This window comes from Thiohalorhabdus denitrificans (assembly GCF_001399755.1).
Taxonomy (GTDB): Bacteria; Pseudomonadota; Gammaproteobacteria; order Thiohalorhabdales; family Thiohalorhabdaceae; genus Thiohalorhabdus; species Thiohalorhabdus denitrificans.
Window position 1 is genome coordinate 104,502 of sequence record NZ_LJCP01000008.1, and the last position, 23,498, is coordinate 127,999.

The window sequence follows — 23,498 nt, forward strand, 5'->3', positions numbered from 1 at the left end:
GCGGCTAGCCGCTACCCCTTCTCCCCCACCCAGTCCCGGGGCTTCAGGAACCGCTCCTGCAGCTCCGCCTCGGGGCTGCCCGGCTCCGGGCGCCAGTCGTACTGCCAGGCGGCGAGGGGCGGCATGGACATGAGGATGCTCTCCGTGCGGCCCCCGCTCTGCAGACCGAACAGGGTGCCCCGGTCGTAGACCAGGTTGAACTCCACGTAGCGCCCCCGCCGCATGAGCTGGAACTGCCGCTCGCGCTCGCCGTAGGCGGTGTCCCGGCGCCGCTCGGCGATGGGCCGGTAGGCCGGCAGGAAGGCGTCCCCCACCGCCCGGGTGAAGCCGAAGGTCTGCTCCCAGCCGTCGTTCAGGTCGTCGTAGAAGATCCCGCCCACGCCGCGCATCTCGCCGCGGTGCTTGATGGTGAAGTAATCGTCGCACCACGCCTTGAAGCGGGGGTAATAGTCGGGGTCGTAGCCGTCGCAGGCGTCCTTCAGGGTACGGTGGAAGTGCGCGGCGTCCTCCTCGAAGCCGTAATACGGGGTCAGGTCCGCCCCGCCACCGAACCACCAGGCGGTACCGGCATCGAAGAAGCGCACGTTCATGTGCACCGTGGGCACGTAGGGATTGCGGGGATGGAGCACCAGCGAGACCCCGGTGGCCAGGAAGGGCTGACCGGCCAGCTCGGGCCTGCGGGCGCTGGCGGACTCGGGCAGTCGGTCGCCGTGGACGGCGGAGAAGTTGACCCCCCCGCGCTCGATGAGGTTGCCCTCCTCGATGACCCGGGTGCGGCCTCCGCCCCCGCCCTCGCGGTCCCAGGCGTCCTCGCGGAAGGCGGCTCCGCCGTCCAGGGCCTCCAGGTCGGCGCAGATGCGGTCCTGGAGGTCCCGCATGTAGGCCTGCACCATCTCCGCCCGCGTCTGGTCACCTTCGCCCAATCGCCTCTCCTGTTCCTTGGAAGTCCGTAAAAGCCATGCAAGGCCCCGCCTTGGGGTCTAAAATAGGGTTTCGAAATTGGCAGCACCCGGCCCCGGCCAACGTCCGCCGGGGCGGGCGACGCAACCCAAGGAGCCGCATCCCTATGCCGGAGAACGACCGCCCCACCGCCGCGGAGTGGGCCAAGCGCGCCGAGGAGGACCTAGCCGGCGTCACCGACGACCTTCGCTTCCTGGTGGAGGAGATCCTGGAGCCGCTGATCCAGTCCCAGAACGAGCGCCAGTGGGACGATGACGCCCGGGTCATCTACGAGGCCTCCGGGCGCCTCGGCCGGGCCGCCAACATCGCCGCGGAGATCGGCGGCATCTGGGAGTACCTGCAGGGGGAGGTGCAGCGCGCCGAGGACCAGTCTTCCTCTTCCTCCTCCGGCTCCGGCTCCGGCAACGGCTTCACCCACTGACGCCGAACCGTCGCTTAGGCCCTGCCCCTTGCCAGGAGCGGCCCCCGGTCGCGACGGCCTGTCCTGCCTCTCTGGTCGAGGCTGGTAGCCGCTCCCACAGGGCGGCTCCGAGCCCCCAGGCCCCGGAAAAGCTGTATTAGAAAAAGGTCCCGTCCAGCGGCGAGGAGGCGGAGCCGTAGAGCCGCTTGCTCATGCGCCCCGCCAGGTAGGCGTTGCGGCCGGCCTCCACGCCCTGGCGCATGGCCGTGGCCATGCGCACCGGATCCCCCGCCTCCGCGATGGCGGTGTTGAGGAGTACCCCGTCGCACCCCAGCTCCAGGGCCACCGCCACGTCCGAGGCGGTGCCCACCCCCGCATCCACCAGGATCGGCACGTTGGCCTGCTCCAGGATGATGCGCAGGTTGTAGCGGTTCTGGATCCCCAGGCCGGAGCCGATGGGCGCGGCCAGGGGCATAACCGCGGCGCAGCCCATCTCCTCGAAGCGCTTGCAGGCGATAGGGTCGTCCATGGTGTAGACCATCACCTGGAAGCCCTCCGCGATCAGAGTCTCCGCGGCCTTGGCCGTTTCCCACAGGTCGGGATACAGGGTCTTCTCGTCGCCGAGCACCTCCAGCTTCACCAGGTCCCAGCCGCCCAGCTCGCGGGCCAGCCGGCAGGTGCGCACGGCGTCCTCGGCGGTAAAGCACCCCGCCGTGTTGGGCAGGATGGTGTAACGGGCCGGGTCGAGGTAGTCGAGGAGATTGGCCTCGTCCGCCTGCTGGCCGATGTTGGTGCGGCGCACCGCCACGGTGACGATCTCTGCGCCGCTCGCCTCCACGGCCGCCCGGGTCTGCTCCAGGTCGGCGTACTTGCCGGTTCCCACCAGCAGCCGGGAGTAGAACTCCCGGCCGGCGATGATCAGGGGATCGCTGCTCTGCGTCATGACGCTGTTCGCTCGGGTATTGGGTTCAAAGGCGGATTGGTGGGTAGCGGGCTCAGCGGGCCCCGCCCCCTATCGCGCGGACCACCTCCACGCGGTCCCCTTCCTCCAGGACGTGCCCGGCATGCGTGCTGCGGGGCACCACCTCGTGGTTCACCTCCACGGCCACGCCCTGGGGGTCCAGGCCCAGCTCCTCGACCAGGGCACGCAGGGTGCTGCCCTCGGTAACGGTCCGGGCTTCCCCGTTCACCCAGATCTCCATGCATCCACTCCCTCGGCGGCGGTTTCGCGACGGGGCCGCGCGCCCGGCCCGGTTCCCCGGCATCCGGGAACGTGATCGGGAACGGCGCGCCGCGGCCACCCGAAAGGATATCAGACCCGTCCGGACGCCGGCAGGCCGGCCGGTTGCGTCTGGCGCGCAGCATGGTACATTGTTGTTGTCTTGAAGGGAGGACGCCCCGGCGCCTTCCGGAGGACAGCGCGGGTGTAGTTCAATGGTAGAACCCCAGCTTCCCAAGCTGGTGATGTGGGTTCGATTCCCATCACCCGCTCCAGTTCCGAACCCCGAAGCGGCCATCCGGCCGCTTTTTTTACGCCCGGTAACCCGCCATGCACCCCTTCGCCAAGGACCTGCTGGAATGGTACCGGCAGCACGGCCGGTCCCTGCCGTGGCGGGGTCTTGATGACCCCTATCCCGTCTGGGTCTCGGAGATCATGCTCCAGCAGACCCGGGTGGAGACCGTGCGCCCCTATTTCCGCCGCTTCCTGGAGCGCTTTCCCACCATCCGTGACCTCGCCGATGCCGACGAGGACGAGGTCCTGGCCCTATGGTCGGGATTGGGCTACTACAGCCGCGCCCGCAATCTCCATGCCGCGGCCCGGCGCATTCGCAACGAGCACGACGGAGTCTTTCCCCGGGACTACGCGGATGTGGTGGCCCTGCCGGGGATCGGGCCCTCCACCGCCGGAGCCATCCTGTCTAGCGCCTGCAACCAACCGCTGCCCATCCTGGATGCCAACGTTAAGCGGGTCCTCGCCCGGGTGGCGGTGGAGAGGGAATACCCCGGCCGTTCCCCCGTGGAGCGGCGCCTGTGGGAGGAGGCCCGGCAGCGCACGCCGGCCCGCAACGCGCGGGACTACAACCAGGCGATCATGGACCTGGGGGCCACCCTCTGCACGTCCAAACGGCCCCTCTGCGACAGCTGTCCTGTGCGTAGGCACTGCGGCGCCCATGCGGAGGGGCTGGCCGAAGCCCTCCCAACCCGCGCCCCCCGCAAGGAGAAGCCCGTGCGGGAGGCCTGGCTGGCCCTGGTGGAGTCGGAGGATGGCCTGCTCCTGGAACGGCGCCCCTCCACGGGCTTCTGGGGCGGGCTCTGGTGTCCTCCCCTGGTGGAGAAGGACGGCCACACCTCCGAGGACGCCCGCGCAACTTTGGAGGCACGGCTGGGTGCGCGACTGGAGCCGGAGGAACGGCTGCCGGCCTTCCGTCATACCTTCAGCCACTTCCACCTGGACCTCCATCCCCTTCGCCTCACATGGGGTGGACAGTCGGGCCTGGCGGACGCCGAACGGACCTTCGCCCGCCGAGGGGACCGGGATCGGCTGGGCCTGCCCGCCGCCATCATCCCCTGGGTGGAAAACGTTCCTTGACTTTGGAGCCGGATCGCGTTTGAATTTGGGGCCTTCGCCCGGGTAGCTCAGTCGGTAGAGCAGTGGCCTGAAAAGCCTCGTGTCGGTGGTTCGATTCCGCCCCCGGGCACCATCCGCTGGACCTCGCCTCGGCCCGGATCCTTCCATGGGATCCGGGCCTTTTTGCGTCCTGTCGCCCCGCGTTGACACCCCTTTGAGGGGGGTGGTTTAATCGCGTGGCTTCGGAACAACCCCCGGACCCCTCCAACGCGGGAAAGGTGCAGCAGTCATGGACTTCGATAAGGCACGCCGGAACATGATCGAGTCCCAGGTCCGTACCTGGGAGGTGCTGGATGACCGCATCCTGAACGCGCTGGACCGCGTTCCCCGCCACGAGTTCGTTCCGGAGGAGTCCAGGGAGTGGGCCTACATCGACTACCAGGTGCCGCTCGGGATCGGGGAGCACATGCTCTCCCCGCTGGTGGAGGCCCGCCTGCTCCAGGAGCTGCGCCTGAGCCCCGAGGACAAGGTGCTGGAGGTGGGTACCGGTACCGGCTACGTCACCGCCCTGCTCGCCGAGCTGGCCAAGGAGGTCTGGAGCGTTGAGGTAACCCCGGGCTTCAAGGTGGAGGCCGAGCAGCGGCTGGGCGCCCGTGGCTACGACAACGTCCGCGTGGAGGTGGGGGACGGCTCCCGGGGCTGGGAGCGCCAGGGGCCCTATGACGCCATCCTGGTCACCGGCGCCATGCCCTACCTGCCCGAGGAATTCAAGGAGCAGCTCAACCGGGGAGGTCGGCTGGTGTGCATCCTCGACAACGACCCTCCGGTCCAGGAAGCGTATCGAATCACCCGCCTCGGAGAGGACGCCTTCAGCGAGGAGGCCCTGTTCGAGCTGGAGGGGATCCCCCACCTGCGCGGGGTGGAGAAGAAGAAGGAATTCGTCTTCTAGTTGCTGGTGAAGTAGCGGGCCGCCGCCTGATACTGGCCCAACACCTCCCTGGGGCCCTCCGCCCAGACGGTGATCTCGAAGAGGTTCTGTACGGCCTGCTTGCCCTTCGCTCCCTGGGTGAACACGGGCCCCGAACCGGCCCCGGCGACAATCCCCTTCTCCCGATGGTAGACGCAGGCCCGCACCTGAATGCCGCTCGCCGGATCCTGGTATTGGATGTCTGGATTCCCCTGGGTGCAGGGATCCGGCCCCCCACCACCCGATCGGGTCTCCGTCCCCCGCAGATAACTGGCGAAATCCGCAAGGCTGCTCCACTGGACCCCGGCCCCGGCGGGCGCATCGGGGAAGAAACCGAGCCGGCACACGGAGTCCGCCACGCTGGCCGCGTGCTGGAGGCCGGCGTTGGAGAGGCTGCGGGTGCTCTGGAAGTGAACATTGTCCCGGGCCGAGCGGGTCCCCTCCGTGACCAAGGAGTAGACCCCCGCTATCAACAGGGCTAAAGAGGCCAGCACCACCATCACGGTGACCAGGGCCACCCCGCGCTCGGAGCTCATCGGGGTATGTTGGGCAGGGGTACGGTCCATTCCACTACCTTCCATCGGTATTGCTGCTGTTCGGTGCTCAGTCCCACCCCGCCTCCCGTTTGCAGATCCGCGTCCGCGTATTCCACCGGGCTTTCGGTGCGCACCTCGTTGCGGTATTCGCTGCCCACCTGCACCACCATCCCTACCTTCAGCGCGTCCGGCAGGAGATCGTCCACGCCGGAGGGTTCGTCGTTCGGATCCTCGCTGGAGAAGTCGATTTCCCCGTTGCTCAGCTGGAACCCGTACCTAACGCGGAAGTCCGCCACGCACTCCACCGCCGGCCCGGACCCTCCGTTGGTATCGTCGTAAATCAGGTCCGGAGTCCCGTCCGCGCACGACCCGCAGTCCCCCGTTGTCTTCGAACAGGAGTCACTCAGTCGGTATTCCCGCTCGTAGTAGTTAGGGTTTGTCCGGCTCACGTAGAAGAGCTTGGGGCTCTTCAGGCTGACGTCGAGCTCGTGGAGCTCGTTGTTGGTGGTGTCGGTTAAGGTATCCGCCACGTATTCCCGGGCCGGGGTCAGCACCACGCCCGATGAATTGTCCGGTAAGCCGTGGGCACTCGGCCCCGACTGCAAAACCGCCACCTGCCCGGCCGGGTTGTCGTTATCGTCGTCACGCCCGGAAACCCCGGTGGAGCGAATGGTTACCGCGGATGCGGTACCGGCTACTGCGTTTTCCATGTCCCCATCCGGGATGCCCATCCCGGCGGAGGCAAGGTCCCGATGGACATGGTTCAGCCCGGTGCGGACGTCGAGGCTCTGGGCGCTCAGGGAGGCCTGGTTTGCGCTCTCGGTCAGGAAGTTGGTAAAGGTCAGGAACACCGCCCCGAGCAGCAGGCCCACCACGGCCATGGCCACCAGCAGCTCGACGAGGGAGAATCCCCGCCCGGAGGAATCCAGGGAACAAGCCGGGCCACGGGTCACAGGAGATCTCCGTTGCGCTGGAGGATACGGGAGGCGGTCTCCGTCCCCCCGCCTGGGGAGGTCCACTGGACCCTGACCCGCATGACGCGGCTGGCCACGTTGCCGGCGGTGTCCGTGACGCCCACCACCGCCGTTTCCACCTCGTAGGTAATGGGCATATCGGGGGGGGAGAACTGGTCCCATTGGGAATAGCTCACGGTTCCAAGCCCATTCAGGGCGTCATCGTAGCGATCATAGGTCTCCTGCGAGTCCCAGACCGCCCCGGAGGAATAGGTCAGGGTATCCTCGGCCCTGGTGAGCACCCGCATGGCCTCGTCCCGCTGGATGGACAGGCCGGTGGCCTCCACCCAGGTGTACATGGCCGGGAACAGCATGGCCGCCCCGATGGCGAAGACGCTCATGGCGATCAGGGCCTCGATCAGGGTGAAACCCGCTTCCCTAGTCGCAGTCTCCGGTACCATCCGGCACCCCCTCCCGTATACGGCCCGAATTGGACACCACCACGCAGCGCTCCTGGCCGCCCGCCTGCAGGAAGATGGAGCCGGCACTGCCGGAGACCCGGCCTGCCTTGTCGAAGAAGAGGCCGTTGTCCAGGACGTTTGTCGCAGTATCCGTCTGGTCGATGCTCACGTACCGGCTGAACTCCTGATGCCATTCCACGGACCTCGAGGCCGTTGCCGACGTGGCCGTGGTGCCCTGGCAGATCTCCCCGTCGTCATCACAGAGCCTCATTAGCCGTACCCGGTTATTTACCGAGTCCAGCTCCACCCCGTACAGCCGGCTGGTGCAGCTTCCCTGTACCGCGCTGGCACCACAGTTCCCGTTCTCCGCGACACCCGGCGGGCAGCCGCAGGTCAGGCCGCTCTGGATGCTCCGTGCGCGGGCCGCGGACAGGGCCGACTTCAGGTACATGGTGCCCTCGGTCAGGCCCTCCCGCTGCTGCCAAGCCGTGTAGCTCGGCCAGGCGATGGCCGCCAGGATGGCGATGATGGCCATCGCCACCAGGAGTTCAATGAGGGTGAAACCACGCTGTTCCACCACCTACTGCTCCTGCCGATAGAGGATGCCCTTCTCCATCTGCTCCACCTGCTGCTTGAGCTGCTTAATCTCCCCGGTGCTGGGCTGCGTCATGGTATTCAGCTCGCCCTCGCTGCCCCCGGCGGAACCGGCGTAGCTCTCCCCTACCGGGGGCACCCCCTGGCCCAGGGACACGCCGGTCTCGATGGTCACCTGGTCGCTATCGGAGACCTCGGAGGTGCCCCCGGCGCTGAGGAAGGTGGGCCGGGGCGGAGCGGTCCCGGTGCGGTAGTCCACAGCGTAGGACATGGTGGTGCCGCCGGGGGTGCAGATGTCGCTGGCCGGCGTGAATCCGGCCACGTTCACCAGCCCCGATAGCACGGCGGGCTGGCTGAACACCCGCTCGCCGCCCGTGAATTCCCAGTACCAACCGCCCCTCTCCTTCACCTTGGCGCGCATCTCGGCAGGCTTGTTGGTGCCGCAGTCCGTTCCCCAGGGGCAATCGCTGTACTCCACCGCCTTGGCCTCCTGGACCACCAAGTCCGAACCGTCGGGGCATTCGGTGGAGTCGCCACCGCTCGCGGTCTGGAAGAAGCTGCTACCGCAGCGGCATTCGTAGGAGACCGGCTCCGCCCGGACTTCCACGCCTTCCATCCTGGGTATGGAGTCCGGGCTAACGGTCATCATCTTGGGAAGGTCGTCCTGCACCGTGACGGTACCGTCGCAGTTCTCCCCGCCGTAGACGTCCCCCTCCTCGCTTCCGGAGCCGTCGCCCCAGCACCCGTCCACGAAGCCGAAGAAGTACTGGGACAGATCGTCGGTCTGGTCATCCTCGGAGAAGAACCGCCCCGTGGCGCCGTAGATCCAGAGGTCGCCTTCGGGGTCCAGGGCGCCGCCCGGCGCGGCGAAGAAGGGCCGGCCCGTGGAGGAGCCCACCTCGGCGGCCAGGGTGAGATCCCAGTCCTCCACGGCATCCGCCAGATGGAGCCGGTAGAGGCGGCCCTTCTCCTCTCCGGGGGCGCCGTAGGTACCGAAATACACCGCGTCGGTCAGGTTGTCCTGATCGGGGTCGAAGGGCAGGGGCTCCCCCACCGACGCCGGGCCAGCGGCCGGTTGGTCGTCCCGGAAGTTCGCCGAATCGGTAAGGTCCATGGTCCGGGCCAGCTCTCCCGTCCGGAGGTTGAAGGTATAGAGCTGCGGAGGATCCACGAAGGTTTCCGCCTCCGGATCCAGGGGCCCGCTGCCCAGGACCAGGTACCAGTCGCCCTGGTTGTTGGTATTACCTCGGCGTACCACCGCCGGGGTGGTCAGGGCCAGGGATTGGTCATCGAGATTGCGCTCCCACAGGAGCTCGGGATTCTCCGGCTCGGTGACGTCCAATACGAAGACGGACGAGCTGAGGGTATCGGCCTCCCCGTTCCCGTCCACGTCGTCGCAGGATATTGCCTGCCCGCCGAAGCCCATGGTGCCCACCAGCAGGGTCCGCCAATCGTCCTTGCTGGCCATGGCATCGCTGGCCTCGCCGGCAACGGCCGCGTCCACCAGCTGCACCCGGTAGTCCACCGTGGGGATGTTGCACTCGGGCCCCATCTCCCCGTACCAGCGCAGGTAGGGCAGGGCGTTCTGCGGGATGAAGGACCAGGCCTCCTTGCCCGCGTTGCCGTTGTCCGGCTCCTCCAGGGTGGCGGTGGCGTTATCGTCGTCGGGAGCGCTCTCCACCGAACCGGCGTAGAAGGCGTGGAGCATGCCGTCGTTGGCGCCGACGAAGACCATGGGGGCCCGGTTCTGAATATCCGGGGCCTCGCCATCGGAGGTGTAGAAGTCGGTGTAACCGATGGCGCCTTCGTCGGCGTAGCTGGATACGGGGCCCGGCCGCAGCACGCGAGGGGTGGAGGTGATGATGGCCCCCAGCTTCCACACTTCCTCCCCGGCGTCTTCGCCGTAGTCCGTCGCCGTAAGGTCCTCGGCCTGCCGTACCCGGTAGTCCTCGGTGTTGCCGTCGGGATTGTCCATTCCCCTGATGAACTTGATCAGCTCGGTGGGGACGAGGTCGGAGCTGTCCGCCTGCCAGTAGGGGGCCAGGATATCCGCCACCTCCGTTTCCACGTCGAGATCCCGCAGGCGGTCGTCGGAAGGATCGCCCGGATCGCCGTGGTTGAAGTAGATCTCCCGGGAGCTGGTTTCCACCCCGTCGTTGACAGTGCCGGGGGTCCGCTGCTCCAGGCGGACACCCGCCTCCCACACCGGTGGCACTCCGGTGTTCAGGGTCTTCTTCACCCGGGAGCTCTCCGAGGGATCCGCGCAGGTGTCGGGAATATTGTCCTTGGCCTCGGCGCCGTCGATCTCCCCGTCGTCGGGGTAGTGGATGACCTCCACTTCCCGACCTTCCGTGTCGTACTCGAAGCTCAGGATGTGGTCGTCATCGAGAACCAGTTCGTCGTCCTGGCTGTTGTCGTCCCGGATGTTGCCCGCGGGGTCCGTCCACAGGGTGCGCAGGTGCCCCTGCCACGACAGGTTGTAGGTATCGCCCTCGGGGTCAATGACCGTCTTCTGAGGCTGGTAGTAGGCCTGCAGCAGGACGCCGCCGCTGCGGGTCTGGGTGGAGATTGTGGCCACGGTGGAGCCGGTGGAGACCCGCTCCAGGATGGCATTGATGGCCTTGCGCAGCTGGTTCTCCAGGTTGGTGCCCTTGCCCGCCTGGAAATAGGCGTCGGGGCTGTCGTCGAGGTTCTCGTCCCACTCCTCGCAGTTGACCCCCTCCTTGTTGTTGGTGTCGGGGTCCAGGTCACAGGCCCCGTCCTCTTCCACATAAGTAGGCAGCCCGTCCTTCTCGCCGTTCTCGTCCCTAAGGTCCTCGAAGGCGCCGTTGACGGCGCTGTTCTGCATGATCCGCTTGGCCTCGTCATTGTCCCCGAAGGCGTAGACGGGGTAGGTCATGATGTTCTGGGTCCCGTCGATATCCGGCCGGAAATCGTTTGCCCACATGTAGTACGCCACGTTGTCCAGGCCGTAATCCCCATTGAGGGAGTTATCCGGGTCTACGAGGTCGTAATCCAGGTCACCCGCCCGATAGGTGGTCAGGTCGTCGGGGAGCTTGTCGTCGGCATCAGGCATGCCGTCCGAGATCAGCAGCACGTAGCTGTTGGCGCATTGGGGGTATTCGCCGTCGTAGTTGAAGGGGTCCTTGTTGTCCGTGGTGGGGATGTCGCCGTTGTTGTATTCCGGGCCGTCGCCGGATATATCCCCCGGCATGCCGCTGGCCTCGGTCTCTCGAGCGTAATACCCCGTCGCGGTCCACAGGGCCTCCGCCAGGGGGGCATCACCACCCGCGGACCAGTTCTGCACGGTGCTTTCCACATCGGTCATGTTGTCCTTGCCGATGGGGGTGTCGATATACGCACCGTCCTCCGCGTTGGTGCTGGCCACTCCCCAGCGGGCGTCGTCGGCAACCTCCTGCAGCACTCCGGTACGCGGGTCGGAATCGGGCGGCTCGAAGACCTCACCGTGCTCCGTTTCGTACTTATTGGTGTCCTTCTGCCGTGAGGCCCCCTTGCCGCCCACCAGAACCACCCGCGCCATGTCCATGCGCGGCATAAGCAGGAAGTTCAGGAAGTTTCCGGAATACCAGGTGGTGGCTCCGGTGTTGTCATCATTGTCCGGGCCGAGGTAATCCCGCCAGTAGGGCTGTTCGGGGTCGCAGTGACCCCCGCTGGTGCAGTCCTGGACGACCTCCCAACCCCCGTTACTACCAATTTTGTACCAATAGTTGTTGTGGGCGTAGCCGGGGTACTTCTGGTTGGAGTCGTAGGAGTTCTGCAGCGCACCGTCTTTGTAGCAGCCCCAGAAGTCGTAATCGTCCAGGCCGTTGTCGGGGTCCGTCGGGCAGGCGCCGTAATCGGCGTAGGCGGCCCGGTTCATGCTCTCGGAGGTATCCAGGAGCACCAGGATGTTGGGCTTCAGGTCCGAGGCGATGGCGGGGTTGTCGTAGCAGTAGTTGTCCTTGACGGCAGCCCAGGCCGGACTGGAGGTCAGGACCAGCAGGGCGACGACGGCAAATGCGCGGACGGCGACGTTCATCGGCGCTCTCCCAGCTCGTAACCGAAGGGAAGGATGACGATCTTGGCAGCCCGGCGTTGGACCCCGCTGACACGCACGCGGTAGACGTCCTCCAGGTAGCGGGGCCGGTAGGGGCTGGGCTTCGCTTCGGGGCGGGTGGAGAAGAAGACCTTGGTCTGGTCATCCACCAGGAAGTGGGTGCCGCCCACCACCACGTGCTCATCGCCGCGCTCCTGGACCCGGCCGGTTACCGTCATAGCCGCGGCCCAGGTCGGCCCCAGGAGCAAGAGAGCCAGGAAGGAAAACAGGATGGTCGGACGCAAGAAGCTCCCCCTTCGGTCCGCATCGGAATATCCGGCTACAGCATACCTGTAGTGCCGGACAGGATCGACCGCAGGAGGAGCCCTGGCAGAGAAGTGACGTGCCCTGTCGCTAGAGCCGCTTTTTGTCCAACAAAAAACGCTCTACAGAGATTCGGCCTGCCCCTTTTTGCGGAGCTCGACGGGGACCTGAAAGTGCACCCCTTCCTCGGGGCCTTCCAGGCTAACCGGCCCCTCCCCACCCAGCTCCCGGAGGCGGTCCACCACGCCCTGCACGAGCATTTCCGGGGCGGACGCACCTGCGGTCACGCCGACCCGGTTGCAATCTTCGAGCCAATCGGGGTCCACCTCTTCGGCGTTCTGGACCAGGTGTCCGGGGACGCCGAGCCGGGAGGCCACCTCAACCAAGCGGTTGGAGTTGGAGCTGTTCGGGGCGCCCACCACCAGGATCAGGTCGGTATGCTCGGCCAGCTTCTTAACGGCGTCCTGACGGTTCTGGGTGGCGTAGCAGATGTCGTCGCCCTTGGGCCCCACAATGTTGGGGAAGCGCTGCTGCAGGGCCCGGACCACGCCGATGGTGTCGTCCACGGACAAGGTGGTCTGGGTGACGTAGGCCAGGTTGTCCGGGTCCGCCACCTCCAGATGGGCCACCTCTTCCTCCGTGGCGAGAAGGCGGATGCCGCCGTCCACCTGGCCCATGGTTCCCTCCACCTCGGGGTGGTTGGCGTGGCCAATGAGCACCACCTCCCGCCCTTCCTTGTGGTGGCGGACCACCTCGATGTGGACTTTGGTCACCAGCGGGCAGGTGGCGTCGAAGACCTTGAGATCCCTTGCCTTTGCCCGCTCGCGCACTTCCTGGGAGACCCCGTGGGCGCTGAAGATGGCGGTCTCCCCGGCGGGGATCTCGTCCACCTCCTCCACGAACACCGCGCCCTTCTCCCGCAGGTCCTCCACCACCTGGCGGTTGTGGACCACCTCGTGGCGCACGTAGATGGGCGCGCCAAAGCTCTCCAAAGCCCGCTCCACGATCTCGATGGCGCGATCCACCCCGGCGCAGAAGCCGCGGGGATTGGCGAGCAGGATTTCCATGGATCTATCTCCTCGGAGGCGGAGCCTCCAATGGTAAGCGGAATCAGCCGGCCCGATCCCGGCGGGCGGCGCGCTCCTCGCGGATCAGCACCCCCACCAGGACCACGGCCCCCACGGTGATGGCCGAGTCGGCAACGTTGAAGGCGGGGTAGTGGTAGACTTCCTGCCAGTGGACGTCGACAAAGTCCACCACGTAGCCCAGCCGGACGCGATCGATCAGGTTTCCCAGCGCGCCGCCGATGATCAGCCCCAGGGCCAGGCGGGTCCCGGCCTCGGTACGCCCCAGCCGGAACAGCCAGACCCCCAGGACCACGATCACTACCCCGGTAACCGCCGCCAGCAGCGGCACCTGCCATCCGCCGAGCCCGGACAGCATGCCGAAGGCCACGCCCCGGTTATGGGCGTGCACCAGGTTCAGGAGGTCAGGGACGAGCACGACCCCTGCCCCGGGGGCCAGAGCGGCCTGCACCAGAATCTTGGTCACCTGATCGGCAACCAGGATGACACCCGCCAACAGCCATGGCCAAGCCATTCGCACCGCCTCTTCCTTCAGGGCCGGCAAGGGGGCGGGCGGCCTAGATGGCCTGCCGCCGCTCCCCCTCGCCTTCCACGTTGGCGACGCAGCGGTCGCACAGTTCCGGATGCTCGGCGTGGCTGCCCACCGACTCGCGCCGGTGCCAGCAGCGCCCGCACTTGGGCGCCCCGCTCACCCGCGCCGCTACCCGCAGGCCCTGCGGCTCCTCGGCGGCCACCGCCTCAGCCGGGGCCTCCGCGGCGGGTCGCAGGCGGGCCTCGGAGGTGAGCAGCATGAAACGTAGCTCCGGGGCGTAGGCCTCCAGCAGCTCCCGCAACTCACCGTCGGCGTACAGATCCACCTCGGCGTCCAGGGCGGATCCGATGGTCTTGTCGGCGCGCATGGGCTCCAGCACGCCATCCACGGCGGCGCGCACCGCGCGCAGCCGCGCCCAGCGCTCGCGCAGGCCCTCGGGGTCCGCCACCTCGGGCAGCTCGTAGTAGGTCTCCAGCAGCACGCTCTCGGACCGCTTTCCGGCCATGTGCCGCCAGATCTCCTCGGCGGTGAAGGAGAGCACCGGCGCCAGCCAGCGCACCAGGGCCTCCAGCACGTGCTGCATGGCGGTCTGCGCGGAGCGCCGCCCGCGCGACTCCGAGGGCATGGTGTAGAGCCGGTCCTTGAGGATGTCCAGGTAGAAGGACGACAGGGTCTCGGCGCAGAACTGGTGCACGCGGCTGTACACCTTGTGGAAGGCGTACTCGTCGTAGGCCCGGGCCACGTCCCGCTGCACCTCCGCCGCCTCAGCGAGGATCCAGCGGTCCATCTCCAGCAGGTCGGCGGGGGCTAGGGCGTCGCGCTTCGGCTCGAAGCCGGCCAGGTTGCCGAGGATGAAGCGGCCGGTGTTGCGGATGCGGCGATAGGCCCCGGCGAGCTGGTCGAGGATCTCGTCCGAGATGCGGATGTCGCCGCTGTAATCCTGGGCCGACACCCACAGGCGTAGGATGTCGGCGCCGAGGCGCTCCATGACGTCCTGCGGGGCGATCACGTTGCCCGCGGACTTGGACATCTTCTTGCCCTCGGCGTCCACGGTGAAGCCGTGGGTGAGCACTCCCTTGTACGGGGCGCGGCCGCGGGTCAGCACCGACTCGATGAGCGACGACTGGAACCAGCCGCGGTGCTGGTCCGAGCCCTCCAGGTAAAGGTCCGCCGGGGACTGCAGGTCGTCGCGCTTCTCCAGCACCGCGGCGTGGGAGACCCCGGAGTCGAACCAGACGTCGAGGATGTCCTCCACCTTGTGGAAGCTGCCCCCGCCGCAGTGGGCGCAGGTGCGGTCGCCGCTGACCACCTCGGATAGGTCCATGTCGAACCAGGCGTCCACGCCGCGCTCCTCCACGGCAGCGGCCACCGCCTCCATGACCGCCGGGTCCTCCACGGGTGCGCCGCAGCCGTCGCAGGCCACCAGGGTCAGCGGGACGCCCCACAGGCGCTGGCGGCTGATGCACCAGTCGGGACGGTTCTCCACCATGCCGTGAATGCGGTGCTCGCCGCTCGCCGGGATCCAGGTGGTCTCGCCGATGGCGGCCATCGCCTTATTCCGCAGGTCGTTCTCGGCAAGGCTGATGAACCACTGCGGCGTGGCGCGGAACAGCACCGGCGTCTTGTGGCGCCAGCAGTGGGGATAGCTATGGGCCAGGTCCTCCCGGTGGACCAGCATGCCCCGCTCCTCCAGCAGGGCCACCACGCCCTTGTTGGCCTTGAGGGCCTCCTGGCCGGCGAAGTGGGGGGTGTCCTCCTTGAAGCGGCCCGCCTCGTCCACGCGCGTGTCCACGGGGAGGTCGTAGCGCTGGCCCACCAGGTAGTCGTCCTGGCCGTGGCCGGGGGCGGTGTGCACGCAGCCGGTGCCCGCCTCGATGGTGACGTGCTCGCCCAGGACCACCGCCACCACGCGATCCTCCAGGAAGGGATGGCGCAGGCGCACGCCCTCGAGATCGCGGCCCCGGCAGCGGGCCACCACCGCAGGCTCGCCCAGGCCCCAGCGCGCGGCCACCTCACTGGCCAGTTCCTGGGCCACCAGGTAGCGGCGGCCGTTGCCCTCGATGACCGCGTACTCCAGGTCGGGATGCACGGCCACGGCCCGGTTGGCGGGCAGGGTCCAGGGGGTGGTGGTCCAGATCACCGCCGCCACGTCCTCGCCGGCGCCCGGGCAGGCTGCCTCCAGGCCCTCGGCCACCGGGAAGGCCACGTCGATGGCCGGGTCGGTGCGGTCGTGGTACTCCACCTCCGCCTCGGCCAGGGCCGAGCCGCACTGCACGCACCAGTGCACGGGCTTGGCGCCGCGGTAGATGTTGCCCGCCTCCAGCACCTTGCCCAGCTCGCGCACGATCTGCGCCTCGTAGGCGTAGTCCATGGTGACGTAGGGGGCCTCCCATTCCCCCGCCACCCCGAGGCGCTTGAACTCCTCGCGCTGCACGTCGATGTAGGTCTGGGCGTACTCCCGGCAGCGGCGGCGGAACTCGGCGGCGGTCACCTCCTCCCCGGCCTCGGCCAGCTGCTCCTCCACCTTCTGCTCGATGGGCAGGCCGTGGCAGTCCCAGCCCGGCACATACGGGGCATCGAAGCCCGCCAGGTGGCGCGACTTGCAGATGACGTCCTTGAGGACCTTGTTCACCGCGTGGCCGATGTGGATGTGGCCGTTAGCGTAGGGCGGGCCGTCGTGGAGGATGAACTTGGGCCGTCCCTGGGCCGCCTCGCGGACCTTGCGGTAGGTGTCGTTCTCCGCCCAGCGGGCGAGCTGCTCCGGCTCCCGCTTGGGCAGGCCGGCCCGCATGGGGAATTCGGTCTTGGGGAGGTTCAGCGTGTCTTTGTAGCTCATGGTCGCTGCCGGGATCGGAGGCGTATGGAACAGGGTGGCTCCGGTCCGGCCGCCGCGGGCGGCGCGGGGCGCCCGGGATCCGGCCGGACCGAAAGGCCCAAATGGTATCACTTAACAGAGGAAATGCGTCGCGCCTACTCCGCGGACCGGCCGAAGTGCTCCCGAGCCTGGCGGACGTCGGCGGCGATCTGCTCCCGGAGGGCGTCCAGGCCGGGGAAATCCCGCTCCGCCCGCAGGCGGCGCTCGAAGACCAGCTCCACCCGGGCGCCGTAGAGGTCCCCATGGAAGTCCAGCAGGTGGGCCTCCACGCGCACGTCCACCCCCTTCACCGCGGGTCGCGTGCCCACGTTCACCGCCGCCGGGTGGCCGTCGAGCCCCGCCCCGTGCACGCGGCCGGCGAACACCCCGGCCACCGGCAGGCGGAGGTGGTGCAGGTGGAGGTTCAGGGTGGGGAAGCCCAGCTCGCGGCCGATGCGGTCGCCGGGCACCACCCGCCCGCACAGACTATAAGGCCGGCCCAGCAGCCGCTCCGCCCGGTCCAGATCGCCCTCCGCGAGGGCCTCGCGGATCGCCGTGGAGCCCACCACCAGCCCGTCCTCGCGGTACTCCGCGATCTCCTCGGCGGCAAAGCCCCGCTGCTCCCCGATCCGGCGCAGGTCCTCGACGGATCCCCGCGCCCCCTGACCGAATACGAAGTCGTGCCCCACCACTACGTGGCCCACGCCCAGGCCCTCCACCAGCACCCGCTGGACGAAGGCCTCCGGCTCCAGGGAAGCCAGGGACCGGTTGAAGGGCAGGACCAGAACCCGGTCGACCCCGTGCCGGCGCAGGACTTTCACCTTGCCGCGCAAGTCGGTAAGGCGCGCCGGGGCCCGCTCCGGGGCGAAAAACTCCTTGGAATGGGGTTCGAAGGTAACCACGCAGGAGGGCAGCCCGAGATCGGCGGCCCGCTCCCGGGCCCGTTCCAACAGACGCGCGTGGCCCCGGTGCACCCCATCGAAGTTGCCGATGGTGGCCACGCAGCCCCGGTGGCGGGGCTTGAGGTTATGGATTCCGCGGATCAGCTCCATGCTCCGGCCTTCTGCCCAGCCCGGTCGGTGCAACCGACGTGGGGATTCGGGGGGACTCTCGATCAAGCCTAACAAACCGCCGCCCTCCGGAAGGCCCCGGGACCCTAGCGGCTCCCCGAGCGGCCCTCCAGGAGCCGGCCCGCCAGCCAGCGCGGCGCCCGGCGCACCTCCTCCACATCCAGCAGCCAGGCGATGGCCAGGTAGACGGCTCCGGCGAGCCCCACCGCCAGCGTCAGGTCCAGGGCCCGCTCCCCGGCGCCGGCCTGGTCCCAGGCCCCCGGCCCCGGCGCCATCCACCAGGCCACCGCCAGCATGACCGCCACCGCCAGAGCCACCTTGGCGAGATGCGCCGGCCAGCCCGGCTGGGGATGGTACAGGCCACGGGCCAGCAGCGCGCGCAGCAGCAGTCCCGCGTTCAGGAAGGAGGCCAGGCTGGTGGCCAGCGCCAGCCCGGCATGGGCCAGGGGGCCGATGAGGGCGAGATTCAGGACGATGTTGGCCAGCAACGCCACCACCGCGATCCGCACCGGGGTGCGCGTATCCTGCCGGGAATAGAAGGCCGGCGCCAGGACCTTGACCCCGATGAAGGCCATAAGGCCCAGCGCGTAGGCCGCCAGGGCCCGGTAGGTGGCGGCGGTGGCCGGGGCGCCGAACTCCCCATACTGGAACAGGGTGGCCAGGATGGGGTAGCCCAGCAGCACCAGCCCGGCGGTGGCCGGGGCGCCGATGGTGAGGATCATGCGCAGCGCCCGATCGAGGGTGACGCCGTAGTCCGCATCCCGCCCCTGGCTCACCAGCCTGGATAGGGTGGGCAGGATGGCCGTGCCCAGAGCGATGCCGAACAGCCCCAGGGGGAACTGCACCAGCCGGTCGGCGTAATAGAGATAGGACACGCTGCCCCCGGCCAACAGCGAGGCGAGTATGGTGTCGATGAGCACGCTGATCTGCGCCACGCTCACCGACAGCATGCTCGGCCCCATCAGCCGCGCGATGCGCCGCACTCCGGGGTGGCCCGGCCGGAAGCGGGGCCGCACCGCCATGCCGAGGCGGCGCAGGAAGGGCCACTGGAAGCCCAACTGGAGCACGCCCCCGGCCAGCACCCCCCAGGCCAGGGCCGCGATGGGCCGCTCGAAGTAGGGCGCGGCCACCCCCGCCGCCACGATCATGGCCACGTTGAGGAGGACCGGCGTGAAGGCGGGCGCGGCGAAGCGACCGAAGGTGTTCAGCACCCCGCCGGCCAGGGCCACCAGGGAGATGAGGAACAGGTAGGGGAAGGTGACGCGCAGCAGGTCGGCGGTGAGGGCCATCTTCTCCGGGTCGTCGCCGAAGCCCGGGGCCAGGACCCACACCAGCAGGGGCGCGGCGACCATCCCCAACAGGGTAACCCCCGCCACCACGGCGGCCAGCACCCCGGACACCGCCGCCAGCAGCCCTTGGAGCTCCTCCCCACTGCGCTGCTCACGGTATTCCGTGAACACCGGCACGAAGGCGGTGGCGAAGGCCCCCTCGCCGAACATGCGGCGGAAGAAGTTGGGCAGCTTGAAGGCGACGAAGAAGGCGTCGGTGGCCATCCCCGCCCCGAACACCCGGGCCAGCACCATGTCCCGGACGAAGCCCAGGATCCGGGAGATCAGGGTCATGGCGCTGATGGTGGCGGTGGAGCGGAACAGGCCGGCCAAGGGCGCGTTCTCCGGGGGTTATTCGGTTCCGGGTTTTGACACCGGGGCGCAAGGCAGGGGATAATACGCGTTTCCCCGAGCCCGGGGAAACCGCGAGTCCAGATCCAGTCGAATGCGAAGGCCCGAATAGGAGGAAGCGAGCGTGGCCAATACGCCCCAAGCCCGCAAGCGCGTGCGCCAGAACGAAGAGCGCCGGCTGCGCAACAAGCACCACAAGAGCCGCATGCGCACGGCCATCAAGAAGGTCGAGAAGGCCGTGGCCGAAGGCGACAAGCAGGCCGCCGAGAGCGCCCTGGAACCGGCCGTCTCCATCGTCGACCATGTGGCCGGCAAGGGTGCGATTCACCGAAACACCGCGGCCCGCACGGTCAGCCGGCTCACCCGCAAGGTGCAGCAGCTCTCCTAGCTTCGGTCCCGCCGCGGGCCCCATTCCGCCTGGCACCCCGGTGCGGCGGAGCGGGGCCTGCGTGTGCGGAGCACAGCCCCCACCCTTCCGGTTCCTCCCCGCAAAGCCTGCCCCGACCCGTTCGGGACGGGTTCCTTTTTGCGTCCGCAGGCCGGACCAGCCTGTTTTGTGCACGGGCGTAGCGGGCGATGAGAGAACCGACCGTGGGACCCCACCCGCCGGGGCCTACAGAATCGCCAGGTCGTCCCGGTGGATGAGCTCCTCGGTATCCAGGTAGCCGAGCTCCTCGGCGATGCGCCCGGTGGGTAGGCCCTGGATCCGGCGCACCTCGTGGGCCGGATAGTTCACCAGCCCCCGGCACACCTCCCGGCCTTCCGGGTCCACGCAGGATACCACCTCCCCGCGGCGGAACTCCCCCTCCACCGCGGTGATTCCCACGGGCAGCAGGGAGCGCCCCTCCTCCCGGATGACCCGCGCCGCCCCGGCATCAACGTGCAGGCGCCCGTGGACCTGGAGCTGATTGGCGAGCCACTGTTTGCGTGCCGTGAGGGCGTCCCGTCCCGGATGCAGGTAGGTCCCCAGGGGCTCCCCCTGCCGCAGTCGCAGGATGCCGTCCTCCTCGTAGCCCGAGGCGATCGCGGTGCCGGTTCCCGAGCGGGCGGCCCGCTGTGCCGCCAAAATCTTGGTGCGCATGCCGCCGGTGCCCACGGCGCTACCGGCCCCGCCGGCCACCTGGAGGATGGCCGGATCCCCGGCCTCGCCCTCCCGGATCAGGGCGGCATGGGGGTCCACCCGGGGGTCGGCCTGGAAGACGCCCTCCGAGTCGGTGAGGATCACTAGCAGGTCCGCCTCCACCAGGTTGGCCACCAGGGCCGCCAGGGTGTCGTTGTCGCCGAAGCGGATCTCCTCGGTGACCACGGTGTCGTTCTCGTTGACGATGGGAACCACGCCCAGCTCGAGGAGGGTGCGCAAGGTGTTGCGGGCGTTGAGGTAGCGGCGGCGATCGGAGAGGTCGTCGTGGGTGAGCAGCACCTGGGCGCTCAAAAGGCCGTGGGCGGTGAAGCGCTCCTCGTAGGCCTCCACGAGCCCGCTCTGCCCCACCGCCGCGGCGGCCTGCAGATCGTGGATGGCGGTGGGCCGATCCGCCCAGCCGAGCCGGCCCATGCCGGCGGCCACCGCCCCGGAGCTCACCAGAATGGGCTCCACCTCCCGGCCCGCCAGCTCCGCAAGCTGGCGCACCCATTCGGTGATGGCCTCCAGGGCCAGCCCGCCCCCCGGCCGGGTCAGGAGGCTGCTGCCCACCTTGACCACCCACCGCCGGGCGTTGCGCTGCCGTTCACTCCGGTTCCGACTCACGTTCCAGCTCGCTCATGATGTCCGTGGTAAGACGACGCAGGCCGATGCCCGCCTCCGCCGAGACCCCGTATACCGGCCCGGGCCAGCCCAGCTCCTCCGCCAGCAGGTCGAGCCAGTCCTGGCGGTCGGATTCCGGCACCAGGTCCATCTTGTTGGCCACCAGCCAGCGCTGGCGCCCGAGCAGCTCCGGATCGTACTTCTCCAGCTCCGCCTCCACCCGGCGCACGTTGGCGGCGGGGTCGCTGCCGTCCGGCGGGGCGATGTCCACCACGTGCAGCAGCAGCTTGTTGCGGGCGAGCTGGCGCAGGAAGCGGGTGCCCAGCCCGGCGCCCTCCGCGGCGCCCTCAATGAGGCCGGGGATGTCGGCCATGACGAAGCTGCGCTCTGGGTCCACGCGCACCACGCCGAGGACCGGCTGGAGGGTGGTGAAGGGGTAGTCGGCCACCCGCGGCCGCGCCGCGGAGACGGCCCGAACCAGGGAGGACTTGCCGGCGTTGGGCAGGCCCACCAGGCCCACGTGGGCGAGCAGCCGCAGCTCCAGGCGCAGGGCGTAGCGCTCCCCCGGCATGCCCTCGGTGCTCTGCCGGGGGGTTCGGTTGGTGCTGCTCTTGAAGTGGACGTTGCCCAGGCCCCCACGGCCCCCGCGGGCCACCACCAGGCGCTGGCCGTCGGCCACCACGTCCCCCACCAGCTCCCCGGTCTCCTCGTTGAAGACCTGGGTGCCTACCGGAACGGGGAGCACGCAATCCTCCCCCGAGCGCCCCGTGCACTGCTGGCCGGCGCCGTCGGTGCCGCGCTCCGCCCGATAGCTCTTCTGGTACCGGAAATCCACCAGGGTGGCCAGCGACTCGTCCCCCACCAGCACCACGTCGCCGCCCTTGCCGCCGTCGCCACCGTCGGGGCCTCCCTTGGGGACGTACTTCTCCCGCCGGAAGTGGGCCACGCCGTGGCCGCCGTCTCCCGCCTGGACGCGGATACGGGCTTCATCGACGAAATGCATGGGAAGGCTCCCCGGGCGTGGGATGGTGCTTGGGGGCACGGGGCCCCAACGACGGCGGCCCCGCCACCGTGCCCGGCCTTGGGCCGATCGGTGGCGGGGCCGCCGGGGTCCCGTTGCGGGCCGGGAGCGCCTAGTGGTTAACGACGCTCACGTACTTGCGCTGCTTCGGGCCCTTGCGCTCGAACACCACGCGACCGTCGGCCTTGGCGAACAGGGTATCGTCGTTGCCGCGACCCACGTTGGCGCCGGGATGGAACCGGGTGCCGCGCTGCCGGACGAGGATGTTTCCGGCCTTCACCGCCTGGCCGCCGGAGCGCTTCAAGCCCAGGCGCTTTGACTCGGAATCGCGACCGTTGCGGGTACTACCGCCAGCCTTCTTATGTGCCATGCCTCACACTCCGTATTGCTCTAGGCGTCACCGGCGGGGGCCGCTAGCCCTCGATGCCGGTGATCTCCAGCTCGGTGTAGTCCTGCCGGTGACCCTGGCGCTTGGTGTAGCCCTTGCGCCGCTTCTTCTTGAAGATGCGGATCTTCTCGCCGCGGCCGTGCTCCTTGATGGTGGCCTTGACGCTGCCGCCGTCCACCACGGGACGGCCCACCTTCACGTCGCCGCCGTCCGCCACCATCAGCACGCGGTCGATCGTGACATCGTTGCCCGGCTCGCCATCCAGCTTCTCCACGCGAATGGTGTCGCCCTGCTTGACCTTGTACTGTTTCCCACCCGTCTCGATGACCGCGAACATTGACCGTCTCTCCGTGCCGATGACATCTCTCGCGAAAGCGGAAAATTATACGGCGGTTCCGCCCCCGAAGTCAAAAAGGGCCCGTCCCCTTCTCCGCCGTGGCCGGCCGGGGATCCGGCCAGCGCGCCAGGCGCCCCCGGAACACGGTGACCGCCGGCCCCGTCATCCGCACCGGGCTGCCGCGACCCGCCCACTGGATGACCAGTTCCCCGCCATCCAGAACCACGGTCACCTCCTCCCCCACCCGGCCCCACAGCCGCGCCGCCACCACCGCCGCGCAGGCGCCGGTGCCGCAGGCCAGCGTCACGCCGGCGCCCCGCTCCCAGACCCGCACCCGCAGCCGGTCCGGGGCCTCCACCGCCACGAACTCCACGTTGGCGCGGTTGGGGAACAGGGGATGGTGCTCCAGGGCCGGCCCCAAGACCTCCAGGGGGGCGGCGCCGGCATCGGGTACCTCCAGGACACAGTGGGGGTTGCCGACGGAGACGGCGGTGATGCGGTGCTCCTCCCCGTCCACCGCCAGCGGCGCCCGCACCCATTCTCCGGGCTCGGTGAGCGGGATCTCCGCCCCGTCCAGGCGCGGCACACCCATGTCCACCGTGACCCGGCCGTCGGCCAGGATTTCCGGTTCGATTTCCCCACCCAGGGTGGTCAGCCGCAGGAGGTCCCTGTCCGTCAGCCCCGTCTCCCGGGCGAAGGCCGCCACGCAGCGGGCGCCGTTGCCGCACTGCTCCACCTCGCCGCCGTCGGCGTTGTAGATGCGGTAGGCGAAGTCCACCCCGGCGCGCTCGGAGGGCTCCAGCACCAGCACCTGGTCGCAGCCGACGCCGAAGCGCCGGTCGGCAAGGGCGCGGATGCGCTCGGGGGTCAGGTCCACGGTCTGGCGCACACCGTCGAAGACGACGAAGTCGTTGCCCAGGCCGTGCATCTTGGCGAATTCGAGGTTCATGCCAACGGTTCCCCCACCGCAGAGACGCAGAACGCGCAGAGC

At 68.8% G+C, this 23,498-nt stretch carries 23 protein-coding genes and 2 tRNA genes; 6 read left to right on the top strand and 19 right to left on the bottom strand.

Translation table 11 applies throughout. The annotated features are described in order from the left end of the window. Positions 1-11 precede the first annotated feature (11 nt). On the bottom strand, positions 12-893 hold the full coding sequence (hemF, locus tag AN478_RS05465; protein WP_054965733.1) for an oxygen-dependent coproporphyrinogen oxidase: 882 nt from the start codon (positions 891-893) through the stop codon (positions 12-14). A gap of 173 nt (positions 894-1,066) precedes the next feature. On the opposite strand from hemF, the gene AN478_RS05470 reads away from it, so the two are divergent. After that, positions 1,067-1,381, top strand: coding sequence for a hypothetical protein (locus AN478_RS05470; protein ID WP_054965613.1), 315 nt, complete (start codon positions 1,067-1,069; stop codon positions 1,379-1,381). A gap of 136 nt (positions 1,382-1,517) precedes the next feature. Here AN478_RS05470 and AN478_RS05475 read toward each other — a convergent pair whose 3' ends face one another. Together AN478_RS05475 and thiS are read right to left on the bottom strand one after the other, a co-directional pair. Further along, the gene (locus tag AN478_RS05475) at positions 1,518-2,303 is read right to left on the bottom strand and encodes a thiazole synthase (protein ID WP_054965614.1); all 786 of its coding nucleotides are present in this window, start codon (positions 2,301-2,303) and stop codon (positions 1,518-1,520) included. A 52-nt stretch (positions 2,304-2,355) separates the two neighbouring features. Beyond that, entirely contained in the window at positions 2,356-2,562 is a 207-nt protein-coding gene (gene thiS, locus AN478_RS05480) for a sulfur carrier protein ThiS (protein ID WP_054965615.1), read from the bottom strand. 218 nt (positions 2,563-2,780) lie between these two features. Here thiS and AN478_RS05485 point away from each other — a divergent pair. The 4 genes from AN478_RS05485 (at position 2,781) to AN478_RS05500 (ending at position 4,878) form a co-directional block, all read left to right on the top strand. Continuing rightward, positions 2,781-2,854 (top strand) — tRNA-Gly (locus AN478_RS05485). 55 nt (positions 2,855-2,909) lie between these two features. After that, the gene (mutY, locus tag AN478_RS05490; protein WP_054965616.1) at positions 2,910-3,950 is read left to right on the top strand and encodes an A/G-specific adenine glycosylase; all 1,041 of its coding nucleotides are present in this window, start codon (positions 2,910-2,912) and stop codon (positions 3,948-3,950) included. A gap of 36 nt (positions 3,951-3,986) precedes the next feature. After that, a tRNA-Phe gene (locus AN478_RS05495) sits at positions 3,987-4,062 on the top strand. A 156-nt stretch (positions 4,063-4,218) separates the two neighbouring features. Further along, a complete protein-coding gene (locus AN478_RS05500; RefSeq protein ID WP_054965617.1) occupies positions 4,219-4,878 on the top strand; it encodes a protein-L-isoaspartate O-methyltransferase family protein in 660 nt (219 codons plus the stop codon). Here AN478_RS05500 and AN478_RS05505 read toward each other — a convergent pair. The 11 genes from AN478_RS05505 to murJ form a co-directional block, all read right to left on the bottom strand. Beyond that, the gene (locus AN478_RS05505) at positions 4,875-5,432 is read right to left on the bottom strand and encodes a hypothetical protein (protein WP_054965618.1); all 558 of its coding nucleotides are present in this window, start codon (positions 5,430-5,432) and stop codon (positions 4,875-4,877) included. The genes AN478_RS05500 and AN478_RS05505 overlap by 4 nt on opposite strands. Then, positions 5,429-6,385: a prepilin-type N-terminal cleavage/methylation domain-containing protein gene (locus tag AN478_RS05510; protein ID WP_054965619.1), complete on the bottom strand. Its 957-nt coding sequence runs from the start codon at positions 6,383-6,385 to the stop codon at positions 5,429-5,431. The genes AN478_RS05505 and AN478_RS05510 overlap by 4 nt, the downstream gene beginning before the upstream one ends. Continuing rightward, positions 6,382-6,846, bottom strand: a complete 465-nt coding sequence (locus tag AN478_RS05515; protein WP_054965620.1) for a type II secretion system protein — start codon at positions 6,844-6,846, stop codon at positions 6,382-6,384. The genes AN478_RS05510 and AN478_RS05515 overlap by 4 nt, the downstream gene beginning before the upstream one ends. Beyond that, positions 6,824-7,426, bottom strand: a complete 603-nt coding sequence (locus tag AN478_RS14685; protein WP_054965621.1) for a prepilin-type N-terminal cleavage/methylation domain-containing protein — start codon at positions 7,424-7,426, stop codon at positions 6,824-6,826. Before AN478_RS14685 ends, AN478_RS05515 begins: the two co-directional genes overlap by 23 nt. Continuing rightward, a complete protein-coding gene (locus tag AN478_RS05525) occupies positions 7,427-11,479 on the bottom strand; it encodes a pilus assembly protein (protein ID WP_054965622.1) in 4,053 nt (1,350 codons plus the stop codon). Further along, positions 11,476-11,781: a hypothetical protein gene (locus tag AN478_RS05530; RefSeq protein ID WP_054965623.1), complete on the bottom strand. Its 306-nt coding sequence runs from the start codon at positions 11,779-11,781 to the stop codon at positions 11,476-11,478. The genes AN478_RS05525 and AN478_RS05530 overlap by 4 nt, the downstream gene beginning before the upstream one ends. Before the next feature lie 141 nt (positions 11,782-11,922). Beyond that, on the bottom strand, positions 11,923-12,867 hold the full coding sequence (gene ispH, locus AN478_RS05535) for a 4-hydroxy-3-methylbut-2-enyl diphosphate reductase (protein ID WP_054965624.1): 945 nt from the start codon (positions 12,865-12,867) through the stop codon (positions 11,923-11,925). A 43-nt stretch (positions 12,868-12,910) separates the two neighbouring features. Next, positions 12,911-13,399 carry a signal peptidase II gene (lspA, locus tag AN478_RS05540; RefSeq protein ID WP_054965625.1) on the bottom strand — a complete coding sequence of 163 codons (489 nt, stop codon included), beginning with the start codon at positions 13,397-13,399 and terminating at the stop codon, positions 12,911-12,913. 43 nt (positions 13,400-13,442) lie between these two features. Beyond that, positions 13,443-16,253, bottom strand: a complete 2,811-nt coding sequence (ileS, locus tag AN478_RS05545) for an isoleucine--tRNA ligase (protein ID WP_054965626.1) — start codon at positions 16,251-16,253, stop codon at positions 13,443-13,445. Positions 16,254-16,387: 134 nt separating this feature from the next. Next, positions 16,388-17,323, bottom strand: coding sequence for a bifunctional riboflavin kinase/FAD synthetase (gene ribF / locus AN478_RS05550; RefSeq protein ID WP_054965627.1), 936 nt, complete (start codon positions 17,321-17,323; stop codon positions 16,388-16,390). A gap of 104 nt (positions 17,324-17,427) precedes the next feature. Further along, positions 17,428-19,002, bottom strand: coding sequence for a murein biosynthesis integral membrane protein MurJ (gene murJ, locus AN478_RS05555; RefSeq protein WP_231627338.1), 1,575 nt, complete (start codon positions 19,000-19,002; stop codon positions 17,428-17,430). A gap of 142 nt (positions 19,003-19,144) precedes the next feature. On the opposite strand from murJ, the gene rpsT reads away from it, so the two are divergent. Continuing rightward, on the top strand, positions 19,145-19,408 hold the full coding sequence (rpsT, locus tag AN478_RS05560) for a 30S ribosomal protein S20 (protein WP_054965628.1): 264 nt from the start codon (positions 19,145-19,147) through the stop codon (positions 19,406-19,408). A 225-nt stretch (positions 19,409-19,633) separates the two neighbouring features. Here the strand turns inward: rpsT and proB are convergent, their stop codons facing one another. The 5 genes from proB to dapF all read right to left on the bottom strand — a co-directional run bounded on the left by proB (position 19,634) and on the right by dapF (position 23,456). Next, a complete protein-coding gene (gene proB / locus AN478_RS05565) occupies positions 19,634-20,764 on the bottom strand; it encodes a glutamate 5-kinase (protein WP_054965629.1) in 1,131 nt (376 codons plus the stop codon). Continuing rightward, a complete protein-coding gene (cgtA, locus tag AN478_RS05570) occupies positions 20,745-21,764 on the bottom strand; it encodes an Obg family GTPase CgtA (RefSeq protein WP_054965630.1) in 1,020 nt (339 codons plus the stop codon). Before cgtA ends, proB begins: the two co-directional genes overlap by 20 nt. A gap of 130 nt (positions 21,765-21,894) precedes the next feature. After that, positions 21,895-22,152: a 50S ribosomal protein L27 gene (gene rpmA / locus AN478_RS05575; RefSeq protein ID WP_054965631.1), complete on the bottom strand. Its 258-nt coding sequence runs from the start codon at positions 22,150-22,152 to the stop codon at positions 21,895-21,897. Between the two features lie 43 nt (positions 22,153-22,195). Then, complete coding sequence (gene rplU, locus AN478_RS05580; RefSeq protein WP_054965632.1) at positions 22,196-22,507, bottom strand: 50S ribosomal protein L21; 312 nt, start codon at positions 22,505-22,507, stop codon at positions 22,196-22,198. A 70-nt stretch (positions 22,508-22,577) separates the two neighbouring features. Beyond that, positions 22,578-23,456 (bottom strand): diaminopimelate epimerase, encoded by an 879-nt coding sequence (dapF, locus tag AN478_RS05585; protein ID WP_054965633.1) that lies wholly within the window; start codon positions 23,454-23,456, stop codon positions 22,578-22,580. Positions 23,457-23,498 lie beyond the last annotated feature (42 nt).